This window comes from Frigoribacterium faeni (assembly GCF_007988805.1).
Taxonomy (GTDB): domain Bacteria; phylum Actinomycetota; class Actinomycetes; order Actinomycetales; family Microbacteriaceae; genus Frigoribacterium; species Frigoribacterium faeni.
Genome location: NZ_BJUV01000004.1, coordinates 1 through 14,923 on the forward strand (window position 1 = coordinate 1; position 14,923 = coordinate 14,923).

The following is a 14,923-nucleotide window of genomic DNA, read 5'->3' on the forward strand; positions in this document are numbered from 1 at the left end:
GGCTCGTGCTGCCCGTCGGACGCCGCCTGCCGTGGGCCGCCGGGACGATCGGCCTGATCGTGCCGGTCGTGTACAGCGTCTACTCCCTCGTCCGCGGCGCGGTGATCGGCTTCTACCCCTACCCGTTCTTCGACCCGGCGGTGCAGGGCGGCTACGGCGGGGTCGCGCTCTACCTCGGAGCGCTGATCCTCGCGCTCGCCGTGCTGGCGTTCGCCCTGCTCGGGCTGGCGCGACTCAGCGCCCGACTGGGGAAGGCTCGCTCAGGGCGCTGACGCGACCCGCGCCTCCTCGGCCCGGTGCCCCCGGCTGGGGAGCGGCGCGCTCAGCGGTAGTGCTGCTCACCGCGGGCGGCCGCCACCACCACGTCGCGGATCCGGGCCGCCCGGTTCTCGGGCCGCTTCAGCGCGGCGAGGCGGAAGAACACGCGGAACCGCTCCGTCTTCGTCAGGGACGCGAAGTACGCGCTCGCCGCGGGGTCGGCGTCGAGCGCGGCCTGGAGGTCGTCGGGGGCGACGGCGTCCTTCTGCCGGTAAGCGGCGTCCCACCGGCCGTCGGCCTTGGCGCGGTCGACCTCCGCCTGACCCGCGGGTGTCATCCGCCCCTCGTCGATCAGCCGGGCGACGTGCTCGCGGTTGATCTGCGACCAGGGGCTGTTCCTCCGGCGGGGCTGGAACGCGGTCAGCATGTGGTCGTCGTCGAGCCTGCTGCCCTGGCCGTCGATCCAGCCGTGACAGAGCGCCACGTCGAGGGCCTCGGACCACGTCATGCCCGGTGCCGTCGAGCGCACCTTCCGCAGGGTGAGCCGGACGCCGCCCGCGTCGGGCTCGCCCTCGAGGTACTCGCGCCACTCGTCGACGGTGACGTCGAGCACGGGCTTGTCCGCGAAGCTGACCATGGCAGCACTGTAGCGACCGGGCCGAGGTCAGGCGGCGGCGCTCGGGAGACGAGCCGGAGCGATGCCGCGCGGCTACGCGCCGAGCAGCAGCCGCAGGCCGAGCAGGGCCATCACCACCGCGATGATCCCGTCGAGCACCCGCCAGGCGAGGGGCCTCGCGAACACCGGACGCAGGAGGCGCGAGCCCAGACCCAGCGCGGAGAACCAGACGACGCTGCCGAGCACCGCTCCCCCGGCGAACCACCAGCGCAGGTCGCCCGCATGCTGGTTCGCCACCGAGCCGAGGAACACGATCGTGTCGAGATACGTGTGCGGATTGAGCCAGGTGAAAGCCAGAGCGGTGAGGACGGCCGAGCGGACGCTCACGGTCGGAGCCACGGCGGAACCGTCCACGACGAGCACCCCCACCGGGCGGATCGCGCGCTTCGCGGCGAACGCCCCGTAGGCCAGGAGGAACGCCGCACCCACCAGCCGCACCACCACGACGACCTCCGGCAGGGCCGTGACCAGGGCGCCGACGCCGGCGACCCCGGCGCTGATCAGCAGCGCGTCGCTGACGGCGCAGACCACGACCACGGGCACGACGATCCGGGTCACGCCGGTCAGCCCGACCCGGAGCACGTAGGCGTTCTGGGCGCCGATGGCGACGATGAGGGCGAGACTCGTGCCGAAGCCGACGAGGGCGGTGGGGAGGACGGAGGTGAGCTGCACGTCGACGACGCTAAGGCCCGGTGGGCCATTCCTCCAGGTCATGATCGCGATGCCGCATAAGCTCTGCTTATGACCCGCTTCACCATGGATCAGCTCGACACGCTGCGGGCGGTCGTCGACGAAGGCGGCTTCGAGGCGGCGGCCCGCCGTCTGCACATGACGCAGTCGGCGGTGTCGCAGCGCATCAAGCAGCTCGAGAGGGCGTCGGGGCAGGTCCTGCTCCGGCGGTCCACGCCGGTCGCCCCGACGGCGGCCGGCGACGTGGTGCTGCGCTACGCCCGACAGGTCGACCTGCTCGCGGCCGAGGCCCTCTCCGAGCTGGGCGGGGCCGAACCCTCGGCGAGCCCCACCACGCTCGCGATCGCGGTCAACGCCGACTCGTCGGCGACGTGGTTCCTGGAGGCGCTGGCCGGGATGCCGCCGCAGCTCCCGGTGGTCTTCGACCTCCGTCGAGCCGACCAGCAGCACACCGCCGCGCTGCTGCGATCGGGGGACGTGCTCGCGGCCGTCACCTCGACGCGGGAGGCCGTGCAGGGCTGCAGCTCGGAGGCGCTGGGCACGATGCGCTACCGCGCCGTGGCCAGCCCCGGCTACCGCGACCGTTGGCTCGGCGGCGTCGCCGACGTCTCGCGCCTCGACGGAGCCCCGATGCTCGTCTTCGATCGGACGGACGAGCTGCAGCACGACTTCGTCCGGTCGGCGGTCGGGTACGACCCCCGCTCGCCGCGCCACCACGTGCCCGCGTCCGCCGACTTCGCACGCGCGGCCGTCCTGGGGCTGGGCTGGGGCATGCTGCCCGAGGCGCAGGCGATGCCCGAGATCGACGCGGGCGGACTGGTCGAGCTCGCGCCGGACCGCCCGGTCGACGTCGCCCTGTTCTGGCAGCGCTGGACCCTCGGCTCCCCCGCGCTCGACGCCCTGACCGAGTCCGTGCGGACCACCGCCCGGACGGCGCTTCACCAGCGCCCCTGACATCGCACCCGCCACGCCCGCCGCACCCGCCACGCGCGACAGGCCGCCCACCGAGACGGTGGGCGGCCTGTCGTGGCGGTCGGACCCTCGGGCTACCGGTTCGCGCCGGAACCGGAGTCCGGCGTGGAGCGGGCGTCGGGCTCGTCCCGGGCCGGGGGCGCCACCGGGGCGCCGGACGCCACCGCGCCCGCCGTGGCCGACTCGCTCGCGACCGAGGTCGCCCGACCGCGGGCGGCGGCCTCGAGCTCGTCCGCCTCGGCGCCCGACACGGCCTCGCCGCGGGCGACCATGCCGGCCACGTCGCTCAACGCGATCTGCGGCAGGAAGATCGCGAGCACCAGGGCGACGGCGATGAACGGCACGAGGTAGAGGAACACCGGGGCGAGCGAGTCCGCGTACGCCTCGACGACCAGACGACGGATCGCCTCGGGCAGCTGGTTGAGCGTCGCCGGGTCGAGCGTCGCCGTGGCCGACGCCGCGTCGCCGGCCGACGCGCCCGCGTCCCGGAACACCGTCGTCAGGTTCTCGGTGAGACGACTCGTGAACATGGCGCCGAACACGGCCACGCCGAGGGCGGCTCCCACCTCGCGGAAGTAGTTGTTGGTGCTGGTCGCCGTGCCGACGTTCGCGGCGTCGACGGAGTTCTGCACGACGAGCACGACCACCTGCATGATCAGGCCGAGCCCCGCGCCGAACACGAACAGGAACACGCAGATCAGCCACAGGGGCGTGTCGGCGGTCAGCGTGGTGAAGAGGAGCATCGCGATGCCGGTGAGGATCGTCCCGACGATCGGGAAGACCCGGTATCGGCCGGTCTTCGAGATCAGGTTCCCCGACAGGATCGAGGTCCCGATCAGACCGACCATCATGGGCACCAGCAGCAGCCCCGACACCGCCGCGGAGGCGCCCGACGACATCTGCAGGAACGTCGGCACGAAGGCGATGGCCGAGAACATGCCGATGCCCAGCACGAAGCCGATCCCCGTCGCGAGGACGAACACCTTGTTGCGGAAGAACGACAGCGGGATGATCGGGTCCTCGGCACGGGACTCGACGACGACGAAGAGACCGACGGCCACGAGCACGCCCGCACCCCAGACCCAGGTCTCGCCCGCACCCCAGCCGTGGTCGGCCTGACCGCCGAACTCGGTGAAGAAGATGAGGCACGTGGTGGCCGCCGAGAGGAGCACCACGCCCAGCACGTCGATCCTCTTGGTGGCCTTCTTGCTCGGCAGGGTCAGCGCCATCCAGGCGATGACGAACGCGGCGACGCCGACGGGGATGTTGATGTAGAACGCCCACTGCCAGGTGAGGTGGTCGACGAAGAACCCGCCGAGCAGCGGTCCGCCGATGGCCGACAGGCCGAACACGGCGCCGAGCGGGCCGAGGTACTTGCCGCGCTCGGAGGCGGGCACGATGTCGGCGATGATCGCCTGAGACAGGATCATGAGCCCGCCGCCGCCGAGGCCCTGGATCGCGCGGAAGACCACGAACATCCAGAAGTCGTCCGCGAAGGCGCAGCCGATGCTGGCGAGCGTGAAGATCGCGATGGCGGCCAGGAACAGGTTCCGTCGGCCGAGCACGTCGCCGAACTTGCCGTAGATCGGCATGACGATCGTCGTCGCGAGGAGGTAGGCCGTGGTGATCCACGCCTGGTGCTCGACCCCGCCGAGCTCGCCGACGATGGTCGGCATGGCCGTCGAGACGATCGTCTGGTCGAGGCTCGACAGGAGCATGCCCGAGATGAGGGCGCCGAAGATGATCCAGATCCGCCTCTTGGTGAGGAGGAACGGCGCATCGCCCTTCGTGGTGGTGGTCGACGTGGTCATGGCGGTGTCAGCGGGCCTCTCGGTCGGTGTCGGTGGTCGGTGGGGAGAAGAGCGTGCGGGCCTGGTCGAACCAGCGCGCGAGCACGTCGTCGAAGCGGGCGGCCGGATCGTCGATCTCGAAGAAGAACTGCTCGACGGCCCGCTGGACGAGGGCCGTCGCGAGCGTGACCGCCGTGTCGACCCGGACGTCGTCGGGGGCGAGTCCCTCGTGTCGGGCGACGGCCGCGAGGATGCGCCGCTTCTGCTCGCCGCCCTCGCGGAGGATCGCGCCGAACAGCCGGGGCTCGCGCTCGAGCGCCTTCTGGAACGCGGTCGCCCGCTCGCGGGTCAGACCGATCTGCTCGATGCGCAGCACCACCAGCACCGAGAGGTCGTCGAAGACGGTCGACAGCGGCGGGAGGCGCGGGTCGCGACGCGACGACGCATACCTCTCGAGGGCGTCGTCCTCGTCGTCGTCGAGCGAGACGCCCATCACGACGTGGTCCTTCGAGGCGAAGTGGTTGAAGAACGTGCGTCGGGAGATGCCGACGGTCGAGCACAGCTGGTCGAGCGTGAAGCCCGCCAGCCCCACGTCGGCCGTGAGCCGCCGGGCCTCGGCGACGAGATCGGCGCGGACGCGGAGGCGTCGGAGCTGGGCCCTGCCGACCGTCTCGGTGTCGTGCGCGGCGGTGCCGGTCATCGCGCGCCTCCTGCTCGATCGTCGCGTCCGTGGTGGTCGGCGACGTCGCCGCGGGCGGTTGCCCGAGATGCATAATTGCACCATTCGGACCAGAGTGCAAGATCGAATCGTCGACCGCCGCGGACGCAGGTCGGTCGGCCCTGCCAGGATCGACCCATGACCTGGCGCAGGATCCTCAAGGCCTTCCCCACCGTCGTCCTCGTGGTCGACATCCTCATCAGGGTGGTGGCCGTCGTGGCGGTGCCCCGCAACCGCCGCCCCAGCTCGGCGATGGCGTGGCTGATGGCGATCTTCGTCGCGCCCATCCCCGGCAGCATCCTCTTCGGGCTGCTCGGATCGTCGAAGCTGCCGCAGGACCGTCGCGACAAGCAGCGCGAGATCAACGACCTCATCCTCGAGAACACCCAGGGCCTCGACAACCGGGCCGCCACGGTCACCCAGCCCCCCTGGTTCGGCACCGTGGTGCAGCTGAACCGCACCCTCGGCGCCATGCCCCTCATCCCCGGCAACACGGCCGCCCTGCTGCCCGACTACGCCGGGTCGATCGCCGCCATGACCGAGGCGGTCGACGCCGCCACCCGCTACGTCCACGTCGAGTTCTACATCTTCACGCGCGACGAATCGACCTTCCTCTTCTTCGACGCCCTCAAGCGGGCGCACGACCGCGGCGTCAAGGTGCGCGTGCTCTACGACCACTGGGCGACCATCCGCAACCCCCAGGGCCGCGTCACCCGGCAGTGGCTCCGCGACTCGGGCATCCGCTTCGAGGAGATGCTGCCGTTCCACCCCACCCAGGGCATGTGGCGCCGGCCCGATCTGCGCAACCACCGCAAGATCGTCGTGGTCGACGGCGACGTCGCGTTCACGGGGTCGCAGAACATGACCGACCCGAGCTACAACAAGCGCGGCAACATGCGTCGCGGACTGCAGTGGAAGGACCTCATGGTCCGCCTCGACGGGCCGGCGGCAATCGGTCTGAACGCCCTCTTCATCACCGACTGGTACAGCGAGACGGACGAGCTGCCGACGGACGCCGAAGCCGAGCCGCTGATCGAGCAGCGCAGCGGAGAGGACGCCCTCGAGTGCCAGGTCGTGCCGAGCGGGCCCGGGTTCGACGGCGAGAACAACCTGCGACTGTTCAACGCCCTGGTCTACGGGGCGCAGGAGCGGTTGATCATCGCCAGCCCCTACTTCGTGCCCGACGACTCCATGCTCTACGCCATCACGACCGCGGCCGAACGCGGGGTCGACGTGCAGCTGTTCGCGTGCGAGGTCGCCGACCAGTTCCTCGTCTATCACGCCCAGCGCTCGTACTACGAGACCCTGCTGCGCTCGGGCGTGCGGATCTTCCTCTACGAGAAGCCGACGGTGCTCCACTCCAAGCACTTCACCGTCGACGACGACGTGGCCGTGATCGGCTCGAGCAACATGGACATGCGCTCGTTCAGCCTCAACTTCGAGGTGTCGCTGATGGTCCGCGGGTCGCGGTTCGTCGACCAGGTGCGCCTGATCGAGAACGACTACCGTTCGCGCTCGCACGAGGTCACCCTCGCGGCCTGGCTGTCGCGACCGGCCGGACTCCAGATCCTCGACAACGTGGCGAGGCTGACGGCCGCCGTGCAGTGACGCCGCGCGCACCCCGACGAGGCTCCCCGGACGCCCGGAGGTCGACGGGCGCATGATGTCCCGGGGCGACGCCCCTCGCCCCGCCCCGCCGGAAAGGACTCCCATGCCGCTCATCCGCATCGATCTCGTCGAAGGCCGCACCGACGAGCAGATCGCCGCCATCGGCGACACGCTGATGGCCACGCTCGTCGAGGTCTACGGCCTCCCCGAGCGCGACCGCTTCCAGATCGTCACCGAGCACCCCGTCGGCCGGCTGACGGCCCTCGACGTCGGGCTCGGCATCGAGCGCTCCGAGCAGGTCGTCGTCATCCAGATCTTCACCCAGGCGGGTCGCACCACCGACGAGAAGCAGGCGTTCTTCGCCGCTCTCGCCTCGGGCCTCGCCGAGGTCGGCGTCGCCGGCGAGGACCTCGTCATCGGCTTCGTCGAGAACACCCCGGTCGACTGGTCGTTCGGCTTCGGACGCGCTCAGTACGTGACGGGCGAACTGGCCAAGCCGGGCAGCTGAGGCGTCCCGGCCCCGGCGGCTCGACGACGTCGGCCGAGACCGACTATCGACCGCCGGGCTCAGGTCGCGAGCGAGCGACGGAGGGTGCGGACGATCTGCGCGCGGGCGGCGCGACCCGATCGGGTGGGCAGCAACGGGTAGGCGTGCACGTCGCCCTCGCCCTCGTGCCACTCGAGCTCGACGCCGGCCTCGGCGGCGCGGTCGCGAAGGAGGTGCGCGTCGGGGTTGAGGACGTCCCGCGTCCCCGTGAACACCGTCACCGGGCCGAGTCCCGCGAACTCGCCGAACAGGGGGCTGACGACGGGATCGCGCAGGTCGAGGTCGCCCCTCCAGTGCTCGGCGAGCACGCGTCCGCCGGGCGTCCCGAGCCATGGATCGGTCGGCTGCACCTCGGGGATGCGGGGGTTGTCCCAGGTCAGGTCGAGCGCGGGGGCGATCAGCACCGTGCGTGCGACGACGACGCCCGCGTCCCGCAGCGACAGGGCGGCCGACAGCACGATCTGACCGCCGGCCGAGTCCCCCGCGAGGGCGACCGGGCCGTCCGCCGAGGCGACCAGGTCGAGGATACCGACCCGCGCCTCCTCGGCCGTGCCGTACGGGACCAGGGGGTAGATCGGCAGGACCACCGTCGTGCGGGCCTCGGCGGCGAGCTGCGCGACGAGGTGCCAGTGCTGCGACACGATCTCGCCGACCCAGCCGCCGCCGTGCGCGTAGACGACGGTGCCGCGCGAGGCGCCGTCGCGCCGCGTGATCGTGTAGACGGGCCAGCCGCCGCGCTGCTCGACGTCGACGCGGACGTCGTCGCGGAGGGCGGCGGGCGGGCCGTAGGGTGCCGGCCGGAGAGACGCCCGTCGGATGCGCCGACGCGCCCCGGCCTCGCTGACGAAGGTCCGGTTCGCCCCCGTCGCCCGCAGGAACACCGGGACCGCCGCCCGCGGAAGGACGAGCCGCGCGGCGAGGGGCACCCGGACGGCGTCCAGGGAGGTGCGGGAGAGGACTCGAGGCAGGCGCGTGGTCACGGCGGCGATGATACCCCGGCTCCGTCCCACGGGCGCGCCGATCGGTCCCCCTCGTGCCGGACCGGCCCCGACCGTCATGGCACCAGGCAGATCGTCGTGATGTCGACCGTCGGGCCGGCCCGCACGTACGACCACCGCTCGAGCCAGTCGACGACGGGGACGACCTGCTCGAAGTCGACCTGGTCCTGCTCGGCCCCGATCCCCTCGCCCGACCAGAGCTCGCGCACGCCGTCGAGGTCGGTGCGCGTGCCCGGCAGCACGTCGACCCCGTCCGGCAGCAGGGGGTCGCCGGACGCGTCGACGAGGCTGTCCGCGTGGTACCAGTAGTTCCACACGACCCCGGGATCGTCGTTGTCGAGGAGGCACTCCTCGCTCCACGCCCGGCCGTTCGAGCCGTCGTTGCCGAAGCCCTCGTCCGGGTCGCCGCCGAGCGCTCGGACGGTGTCGTCGCCGAGGGCGCGCAGCTCGACGCCCGCCTCGTCGCCCGTGTACCGCTGCTCTGCCGCGGTCGGCGGCTGCGCCGTCCGGTACAGGTCCGCCGTCGCCGCGGAGATCTGCACGACGACGACGAGTCCGCAGGTCGCGAGTCCGACCACGAGCACCAGGGTGGCCGCGACGAGGGCCACGCCGGAGAGCGACGGGTCGCGGCGCCGGGCGCGCACCTGCCCGATGAGCACGGCCAGCGGCACCCCGACGCCGATCGCCGCGCCGACGACGAGCCACACGGTGAGGCCGAGCCCGCCCGTCCGCTCCTCGGTCGGCCCGAACTCGCTCGACAGCATGGCCGACAGCTGGACGATCCACGCCACGACGAGGGCGACCGGCAAGGTCAGGGCGACCGCGACGCCGACGCCCCGACCGGTCGTCTTCGTGCGCTCGGCCGCCGCGCTCTCGACCTCCGCGCTCTCGACCTCCGCGCCGTCGCCCGGCGTCCGTGCTCGTCCGTCCATTCCAGCCCCCTGCCGACGTCCTGGCCCCATCCTGGCCCATCGGCGCGTTACGGTCGAGGGATGACCGACTCGCGAGGAGCCTCCCTGCCCGATTCCCGCGGCCGGACCGGCCTCGACCGGACGGGCCGGGAGCTCGACCGGAACCCCGACGTCGTCGTCCGCGACGTCGAGGTCACCTCGGACGGCTGGCACGTCCTCCGCCGCACGACCTTCGACGTGCGCGGGAGCGACGGGCGGTGGTCGACCCAGCAGCGGGAGACGTACGACCGAGGCAACGGCGCGACGATCCTCCTGTACGACCCCGAGCGCCGGACCGTCCTGCTCACCCGGCAGTTCCGGTTCCCCGCCTACGTCAACGACCACCCCGACGGGATGCTCGTCGAGGCCGCCGCGGGTCTGCTCGACGAGGACGACCCCGAGACCGCGATCCGCCGGGAGGCCGGCGAGGAGCTCGGGGTCGAGGTCGGCGCGCTGACCCACGTCTTCGACGCGTACATGAGCCCGGGCTCGGTCACCGAGCGCCTGCACTTCTTCGCGGCCGCCTACTCCCCCGTCGACCGGACCGGAGTGGGCGGCGGTGTCGCCGACGAGGGCGAGGACATCGAGATCCTCGAACTCCCGTTCACCGAGGCGCTCTCGATGATCGCCGACGGACGGATCGTCGACGGCAAGACGATCATGCTGCTCCAGTGGGCGGCGCTGCAGGGTGTCGTGGCCGGCCGGAGCCCGCTCCCATGACCGCATCGGTTCGTCTGTGGGCCCTACCGGGCTCGAACCGATGACATCCACGGTGTAAACGTGGCGCTCTACCAACTGAGCTAAAGGCCCCTGCGCCGGATGGACCGGGCGGGTCGTGACAAGGCTAGCGGTTCAGGAGGCGCGGGTCGCGCCTCCCTGTCGAGGTCGCCTCAGACCGTGACGGGCACCAGGGCGTCGAGGGAGGCGCGGTAGTCGTCGAGCGAGCGGGCCTGGCCGGGCTCGGTGACGAAGTGCTCGCGGATGACGCCGTCGATGTCGATCAGGAACGTGGCCCGCGTCGCGAAGCCCTTGTGCTCGAGGAACACGCCGTACTCCTTCGACACCTCGCCGTGCGGCCAGAAGTCCGCGAGCAGCGTGAAGTCGTAGCCCTTCTCCTCGGCGAAGGCGCGCAGCGTGGCCTTGGAGTCGACCGAGACGACGAGCAGCTCGACACGGTGGTCCTGGAACATCGCGAGGTTGTCGCGCAGGGTGCAGAGCTCCTTCGTGCAGGTGCTCGAGAACGCGAGGGGGAAGAAGACCAGCGCCACGGGCTTGACGCCACGGAAGTCCGAGAGCCGGATGTGCTCTCCGAACTGGTTCGGCAAATCGAAGTCGGGAGCCTGGATGTCGTTCTCCAGTGCCATGGTGCGATCCTTCCGCGTCGGCCCGGGCGGCCGGCGACAAACACGATCAGTGATACTACGCCGCACACGACCCGCCGCAAGCGCGTTCTCCCAGGGCGCGCCGAGCCTCTGTCGGTGATGGTCACTAGACTCGTGTGGTCAGGTGGAGTCTCGCTCGGAACCCGGGCGCGTGAGACCTGGCATCTGTCTGTCCACCACACAGGGTGCGACCCACACACGGTGCTATCAACACCACGAGATTGATTGAGGTCAAGGGTGACGGTAAACGACCAGGACCCGTACACGGTCGACACGACCGATCGCGATCCCGAAGAGACCGCCGAATGGCGGGAGTCGCTCGACTCCCTCGTGGCGGCCCAGGGGCACGAGCGGGCTCGCGAGATCATGAAGAGCCTGCTCACTCGATCGAGTGAGCTGCACCTCGGCGTGCCGATGGTCCCGAAGACGGACTACGTCAACACCATCGCCCCCGAAGACGAACCAGAGTTCCCCGGCGACGAGGAGCTCGAGCGGCGCTACCGCCGCTGGATCCGCTGGAACGCCGCGATCACGGTGCACCGCGCCCAGCGCCCCGGCGTCTCCGTCGGCGGACACATCTCGACGTACGCCTCGTCGGCCGCCCTCTACGAGGTCGGCTACAACCACTTCTTCCGCGGCCAGGACCACTCCGGCGGCGGAGACCAGATCTTCTTCCAGGGCCACGCCTCCCCCGGCATGTACGCCCGCGCCTACCTCGAGGGCCGTCTCGGCACCGACCAGCTCGACGGGTTCCGACAGGAGAAGTCGCACGCGTCGGGCGGGCTCAGCTCGTACCCGCACCCGCGCCTCATGCCGTCGTTCTGGCAGTTCCCGACGGTGTCGATGGGTCTCGGGCCGATCAACGCCATCTACCAGGCCCAGAACGCCAAGTACCTCACCAACCGCGGCATCAAGGACGCCTCCGATCAGCAGGTCTGGGCGTTCCTCGGCGACGGCGAGATGGACGAGGTCGAGAGCCGCGGTCAGCTCCAGGTCGCGGCCAACGAGGGTCTCGACAACCTGAACTTCGTCATCAACTGCAACCTGCAGCGCCTCGACGGACCCGTCCGCGGCAACGGCAAGATCATCCAGGAGCTCGAGTCGTTCTTCCGCGGCGCGGGCTGGAACGTCATCAAGGTCGTCTGGGGCCGCGAGTGGGACACCCTGCTCGCCAACGACACCGAGGGCGCGCTGCTCAACCTGATGAACACGACGCCCGACGGCGACTTCCAGACCTATAAGGCCGAGAACGGCGCCTATGTCCGCGAGAACTTCTTCGGCCGCGACCCGCGCGCCCTCGAGCTCGTCAAGGACTACAGCGACGACGACGTCTGGAACCTCAAGCGCGGCGGCCACGACTACCGCAAGGTGTACGCCGCGTTCAAGGCGGCCGCCGAGCACAAGGGCCAGCCCACCGTCATCCTGGCGAAGACGGTCAAGGGCTACGGCCTCGGCCCGTCGTTCGAGGGCCGCAACGCGACCCACCAGATGAAGAAGCTGACGCTCGACAACCTCAAGCAGTTCCGCGACGAGATGCGCATCCCCGTCTCCGACGCCCAGCTCGACGAGAACCCCTACCTGCCGCCGTACTACCACCCCGGCAACGACGACGAGGCCATCCAGTACCTGCACGAGCGCCGCCGCGCGCTCGGCGGCTACGTGCCCGAGCGCCGCTCGAAGTACACCCAGGTCTCGGTGCCCGAGTCGACGTCGTACGACGTCGTCAAGAAGGGCTCCGGCAAGCAGGAGGTCGCCACCACCATGGCGTTCGCCCGCCTCCTGAAGGACCTCCTCCGCTCGAAGGACTTCGGCCACCGCATCGTGCCGATCATCCCCGACGAGGCGCGCACCTTCGGCATGGACGCCTACTTCCCGACGTCCAAGATCTACAACCCGAACGGTCAGCACTACACCTCGGTCGACCGCGAGCTTCTCCTGGCGTACAAGGAGAGCCCCCAAGGCCAGCTGCTGCACGTCGGCATCAACGAGGCCGGCGCGTTCGCGGCCTTCACCGCCGTCGGCACCTCGTACTCGACGCAGGGCGAGCCGCTCATCCCGGTCTACGTCTTCTACTCGATGTTCGGGTTCCAGCGCACCGGCGACGCCATGTGGGCCGCCGGCGACCAGATGGCCCGTGGGTTCATCATCGGCGCCACCGCCGGTCGCACCACGCTCACCGGCGAGGGCCTCCAGCACGCCGACGGGCACTCGCTCCTGCTCGCCTCGACCAACCCCGCCGTCGTCTCGTACGACCCGGCGTACGGCTACGAGCTCGGGCACATCGTCAAGTCGGGCATGGACCGCATGTACGGCACCGACGAGAACGGCGCACCCACCCACGCCGACCCGAACGTCATGTACTACCTGACGGTCTACAACGAGCCGATGCAGCAGCCCGCCGAGCCCGCCGAGGTCGACGTCGACGGCATCGTCCGCGGCATCTACAAGCTCAAGAGCGCCGAGAACCTGGGCCCCCGCGCCCAGCTGCTCGCCTCGGGCGTCGGGGTGCCGTGGGCCCTCGAGGCCCAGCAGCTGCTCGCCGACGACTGGAACGTGGCCGCCGACGTGTGGAGCGTCACCTCGTGGAACGAGCTGCGCCGCGACGGCCTCCAGGCCGAGGAGTTCAACTTCCTCAACCCCGGTGCCGAGCAGCGCACGCCCTACGTCACCGAGAAGCTCCGCGGCGCCGAGGGTCCCTTCATCGCCACGAGCGACTTCATGGCGGCCGTGCCGGATCAGATCCGCGAGTACGTGCCCGGCGACTACCTGACGCTCGGCGCCGACGGCTTCGGATTCTCGGACACCCGCGCCGCCGCCCGCCGGTTCTTCAAGATCGACGGCCCGTCCGTCGTCGTGCGCACGCTGCAGGCCCTCGCCCGCCGCGGCGACGTCGACCCCGGTGTCGTGCAGCAGGCCATCGACCGGTACCAGCTCCACGACGTCACGGCCGGCACCAGCGGCTCCGCCGGCGGGGAGAGCTGACCCCGTCGTGAGTGCTGAGCGGGTCCCGGCCTCGCCGATGGAACCGTCCGCGGCCACGAAAGAGCGCACGCTCGCGTGGCTGCGGACGGTCTCCGGGGAACTCTCGACGGCGACCATCAAGCGGCTCGAGGAGACGCTGCCCTGGTACGGCGACATGCCCCCGGGGCGGCGCTCCGCCGTCGGTCTCGTCGCGCAGGCCGGGATCACCTCGTTCATCAGCTGGTTCGACGACCCCCGGTCGACCCCGTGGATCGCCGCCGACGTGTTCGGCGCGGCGCCCCGCGAGCTCCTCCGCTCCGTGAGCCTGCAACAGACCCTCCAGCTCATCCGCGTCACCGTCGAGGTCGTCGAGGAGCGCGTCAAAGACGGCGACGACTCGCTCCGCGAGGCGATCCTGCTCTACTCGCGCGAGATCGCCTTCGCCTCGGCGGACGTCTACGCCAGGGCGGCCGAGGCCCGGGGCCTCTGGGACGCCCGACTCGAGGCGCTCGTCGTCGACTCCATCCTCAGCGGCGAGTACGACGACGAACTGCCCAGCCGCATCGCCGCCCTCGGCTGGCACGGCCACGGCGAGGTCTCCGTCCTCGTCGGCACGGCGCCCCGCATGCTCGACGTCGACACGCTCCGGCGCACCGCCCGCCACCTCAGCGCCGACGTGCTCATCGGCGTGCAGGGCAGTCGGCTCGTCCTCGTGATCGGCCGTGCCGAGCAGGCCGCCGACGACGCCACCCCGACGACCGGCGCGAGCGGAGCCGGCACCGCTCCACGACCGACCTTCACCGACATCGCGAAGGCCCTCGAGCCCGGCTTCGGCGACGGGCACCTCGTCCTCGGGCACGAGGTGCCGAGCCTCGTCGACGCGTCCAAGAGCGCCAAGGCCGCACTGGCCGGCTTCGCCGTCGCCCGGTCGTGGCGCAACGCGCCGCGCCCCGCCCTCGCCGACGACCTCTTGCCCGAGCGGGCCCTCGCCGGCGACCCCGTCGCCCGCTCGACCCTCGTCAACCGGGTCTACAAGCCACTCAAGAACCACTCCACCGAGCTGCTCACGACCCTCTGGTGCTACCTCGACAACGGCCGCTCGCTCGAGGCGACGGCACGCGAGCTGTTCGTGCACCCCAACACGGTGCGCTACCGCCTCAAACGCGTCTCGGACGTCATCGGCTGGGACGCCACCGGAGCCCGCGAAGCGCTCATCCTGCAGTCGGCGCTGATCCTCGGTTCGATCGCCGACCACGACGGCCAGGTGGGTCGTCGTCGTTGACCCGGCCCGCACCTCCTCGGCTCCGCGGTTGAGACAACCGACAAGCCTCGACCGGATCTTTGGTCGAGTTGCTACACCGGACAGAGGCGCA

General features: G+C 71.0%; 14 protein-coding genes and 1 tRNA gene. 7 read left to right on the forward strand and 8 right to left on the reverse strand.

Annotated features, from left to right (window positions below; translation table 11 throughout):
* The coding region (locus tag FFA01_RS15835) for a Pr6Pr family membrane protein (protein ID WP_167627260.1) at positions 1–272 on the forward strand (272 nt) is incomplete at its 5' end.
* Positions 273–322: 50 nt separating this feature from the next.
* On the opposite strand, the gene FFA01_RS02695 is transcribed toward FFA01_RS15835, so the two are convergent.
* Positions 323–895, reverse strand: coding sequence for a YdeI/OmpD-associated family protein (locus FFA01_RS02695; RefSeq protein WP_146852747.1), 573 nt, complete (start codon positions 893–895; stop codon positions 323–325).
* A 72-nt stretch (positions 896–967) separates the two neighbouring features.
* Positions 968–1,606 (reverse strand): LysE/ArgO family amino acid transporter, encoded by a 639-nt coding sequence (locus FFA01_RS02700; RefSeq protein ID WP_244289669.1) that lies wholly within the window; start codon positions 1,604–1,606, stop codon positions 968–970.
* Between the two features lie 69 nt (positions 1,607–1,675).
* Here FFA01_RS02700 and FFA01_RS02705 point away from each other — a divergent pair, with 69 nt between their 5' ends.
* The gene (locus FFA01_RS02705) at positions 1,676–2,578 is read left to right on the forward strand and encodes a LysR family transcriptional regulator ArgP (protein WP_146852751.1); all 903 of its coding nucleotides are present in this window, start codon (positions 1,676–1,678) and stop codon (positions 2,576–2,578) included.
* 92 nt (positions 2,579–2,670) lie between these two features.
* Here FFA01_RS02705 and FFA01_RS02710 read toward each other — a convergent pair whose 3' ends face one another.
* The gene (locus tag FFA01_RS02710; RefSeq protein ID WP_146852753.1) at positions 2,671–4,407 is read right to left on the reverse strand and encodes an MDR family MFS transporter; all 1,737 of its coding nucleotides are present in this window, start codon (positions 4,405–4,407) and stop codon (positions 2,671–2,673) included.
* Positions 4,408–4,414: 7 nt separating this feature from the next.
* Positions 4,415–5,086, reverse strand: coding sequence for a TetR/AcrR family transcriptional regulator (locus FFA01_RS02715; RefSeq protein ID WP_167627261.1), 672 nt, complete (start codon positions 5,084–5,086; stop codon positions 4,415–4,417).
* 156 nt (positions 5,087–5,242) lie between these two features.
* On the opposite strand from FFA01_RS02715, the gene cls reads away from it, so the two are divergent.
* Positions 5,243–6,712, forward strand: coding sequence for a cardiolipin synthase (cls, locus tag FFA01_RS02720; RefSeq protein WP_146852757.1), 1,470 nt, complete (start codon positions 5,243–5,245; stop codon positions 6,710–6,712).
* 103 nt (positions 6,713–6,815) lie between these two features.
* Positions 6,816–7,220 (forward strand): tautomerase family protein, encoded by a 405-nt coding sequence (locus tag FFA01_RS02725; RefSeq protein WP_146852759.1) that lies wholly within the window; start codon positions 6,816–6,818, stop codon positions 7,218–7,220.
* Positions 7,221–7,279: 59 nt separating this feature from the next.
* Here FFA01_RS02725 and FFA01_RS02730 read toward each other — a convergent pair whose 3' ends face one another.
* Both FFA01_RS02730 and FFA01_RS02735 read right to left on the reverse strand, forming a co-directional pair.
* Positions 7,280–8,239 carry an alpha/beta hydrolase fold domain-containing protein gene (locus FFA01_RS02730; RefSeq protein WP_244289670.1) on the reverse strand — a complete coding sequence of 320 codons (960 nt, stop codon included), beginning with the start codon at positions 8,237–8,239 and terminating at the stop codon, positions 7,280–7,282.
* 74 nt (positions 8,240–8,313) lie between these two features.
* A complete protein-coding gene (locus FFA01_RS02735) occupies positions 8,314–9,189 on the reverse strand; it encodes a hypothetical protein (RefSeq protein ID WP_146852763.1) in 876 nt (291 codons plus the stop codon).
* 60 nt (positions 9,190–9,249) lie between these two features.
* On the opposite strand from FFA01_RS02735, the gene FFA01_RS02740 reads away from it, so the two are divergent.
* A complete protein-coding gene (locus FFA01_RS02740) occupies positions 9,250–9,927 on the forward strand; it encodes an NUDIX domain-containing protein (protein ID WP_146852765.1) in 678 nt (225 codons plus the stop codon).
* 17 nt (positions 9,928–9,944) lie between these two features.
* Here FFA01_RS02740 and FFA01_RS02745 read toward each other — a convergent pair.
* Both FFA01_RS02745 and FFA01_RS02750 read right to left on the reverse strand, forming a co-directional pair.
* Positions 9,945–10,017 (reverse strand) — tRNA-Val (locus tag FFA01_RS02745).
* A gap of 80 nt (positions 10,018–10,097) precedes the next feature.
* Positions 10,098–10,571, reverse strand: a complete 474-nt coding sequence (locus tag FFA01_RS02750) for a peroxiredoxin (protein ID WP_146852767.1) — start codon at positions 10,569–10,571, stop codon at positions 10,098–10,100.
* Positions 10,572–10,826: 255 nt separating this feature from the next.
* On the opposite strand from FFA01_RS02750, the gene aceE reads away from it, so the two are divergent.
* Together aceE and FFA01_RS02760 are read left to right on the forward strand one after the other, a co-directional pair.
* On the forward strand, positions 10,827–13,571 hold the full coding sequence (aceE, locus tag FFA01_RS02755; protein WP_146852769.1) for a pyruvate dehydrogenase (acetyl-transferring), homodimeric type: 2,745 nt from the start codon (positions 10,827–10,829) through the stop codon (positions 13,569–13,571).
* Positions 13,572–13,608: 37 nt separating this feature from the next.
* Entirely contained in the window at positions 13,609–14,832 is a 1,224-nt protein-coding gene (locus FFA01_RS02760; RefSeq protein WP_146852771.1) for a PucR family transcriptional regulator, read from the forward strand.
* Positions 14,833–14,923 lie beyond the last annotated feature (91 nt).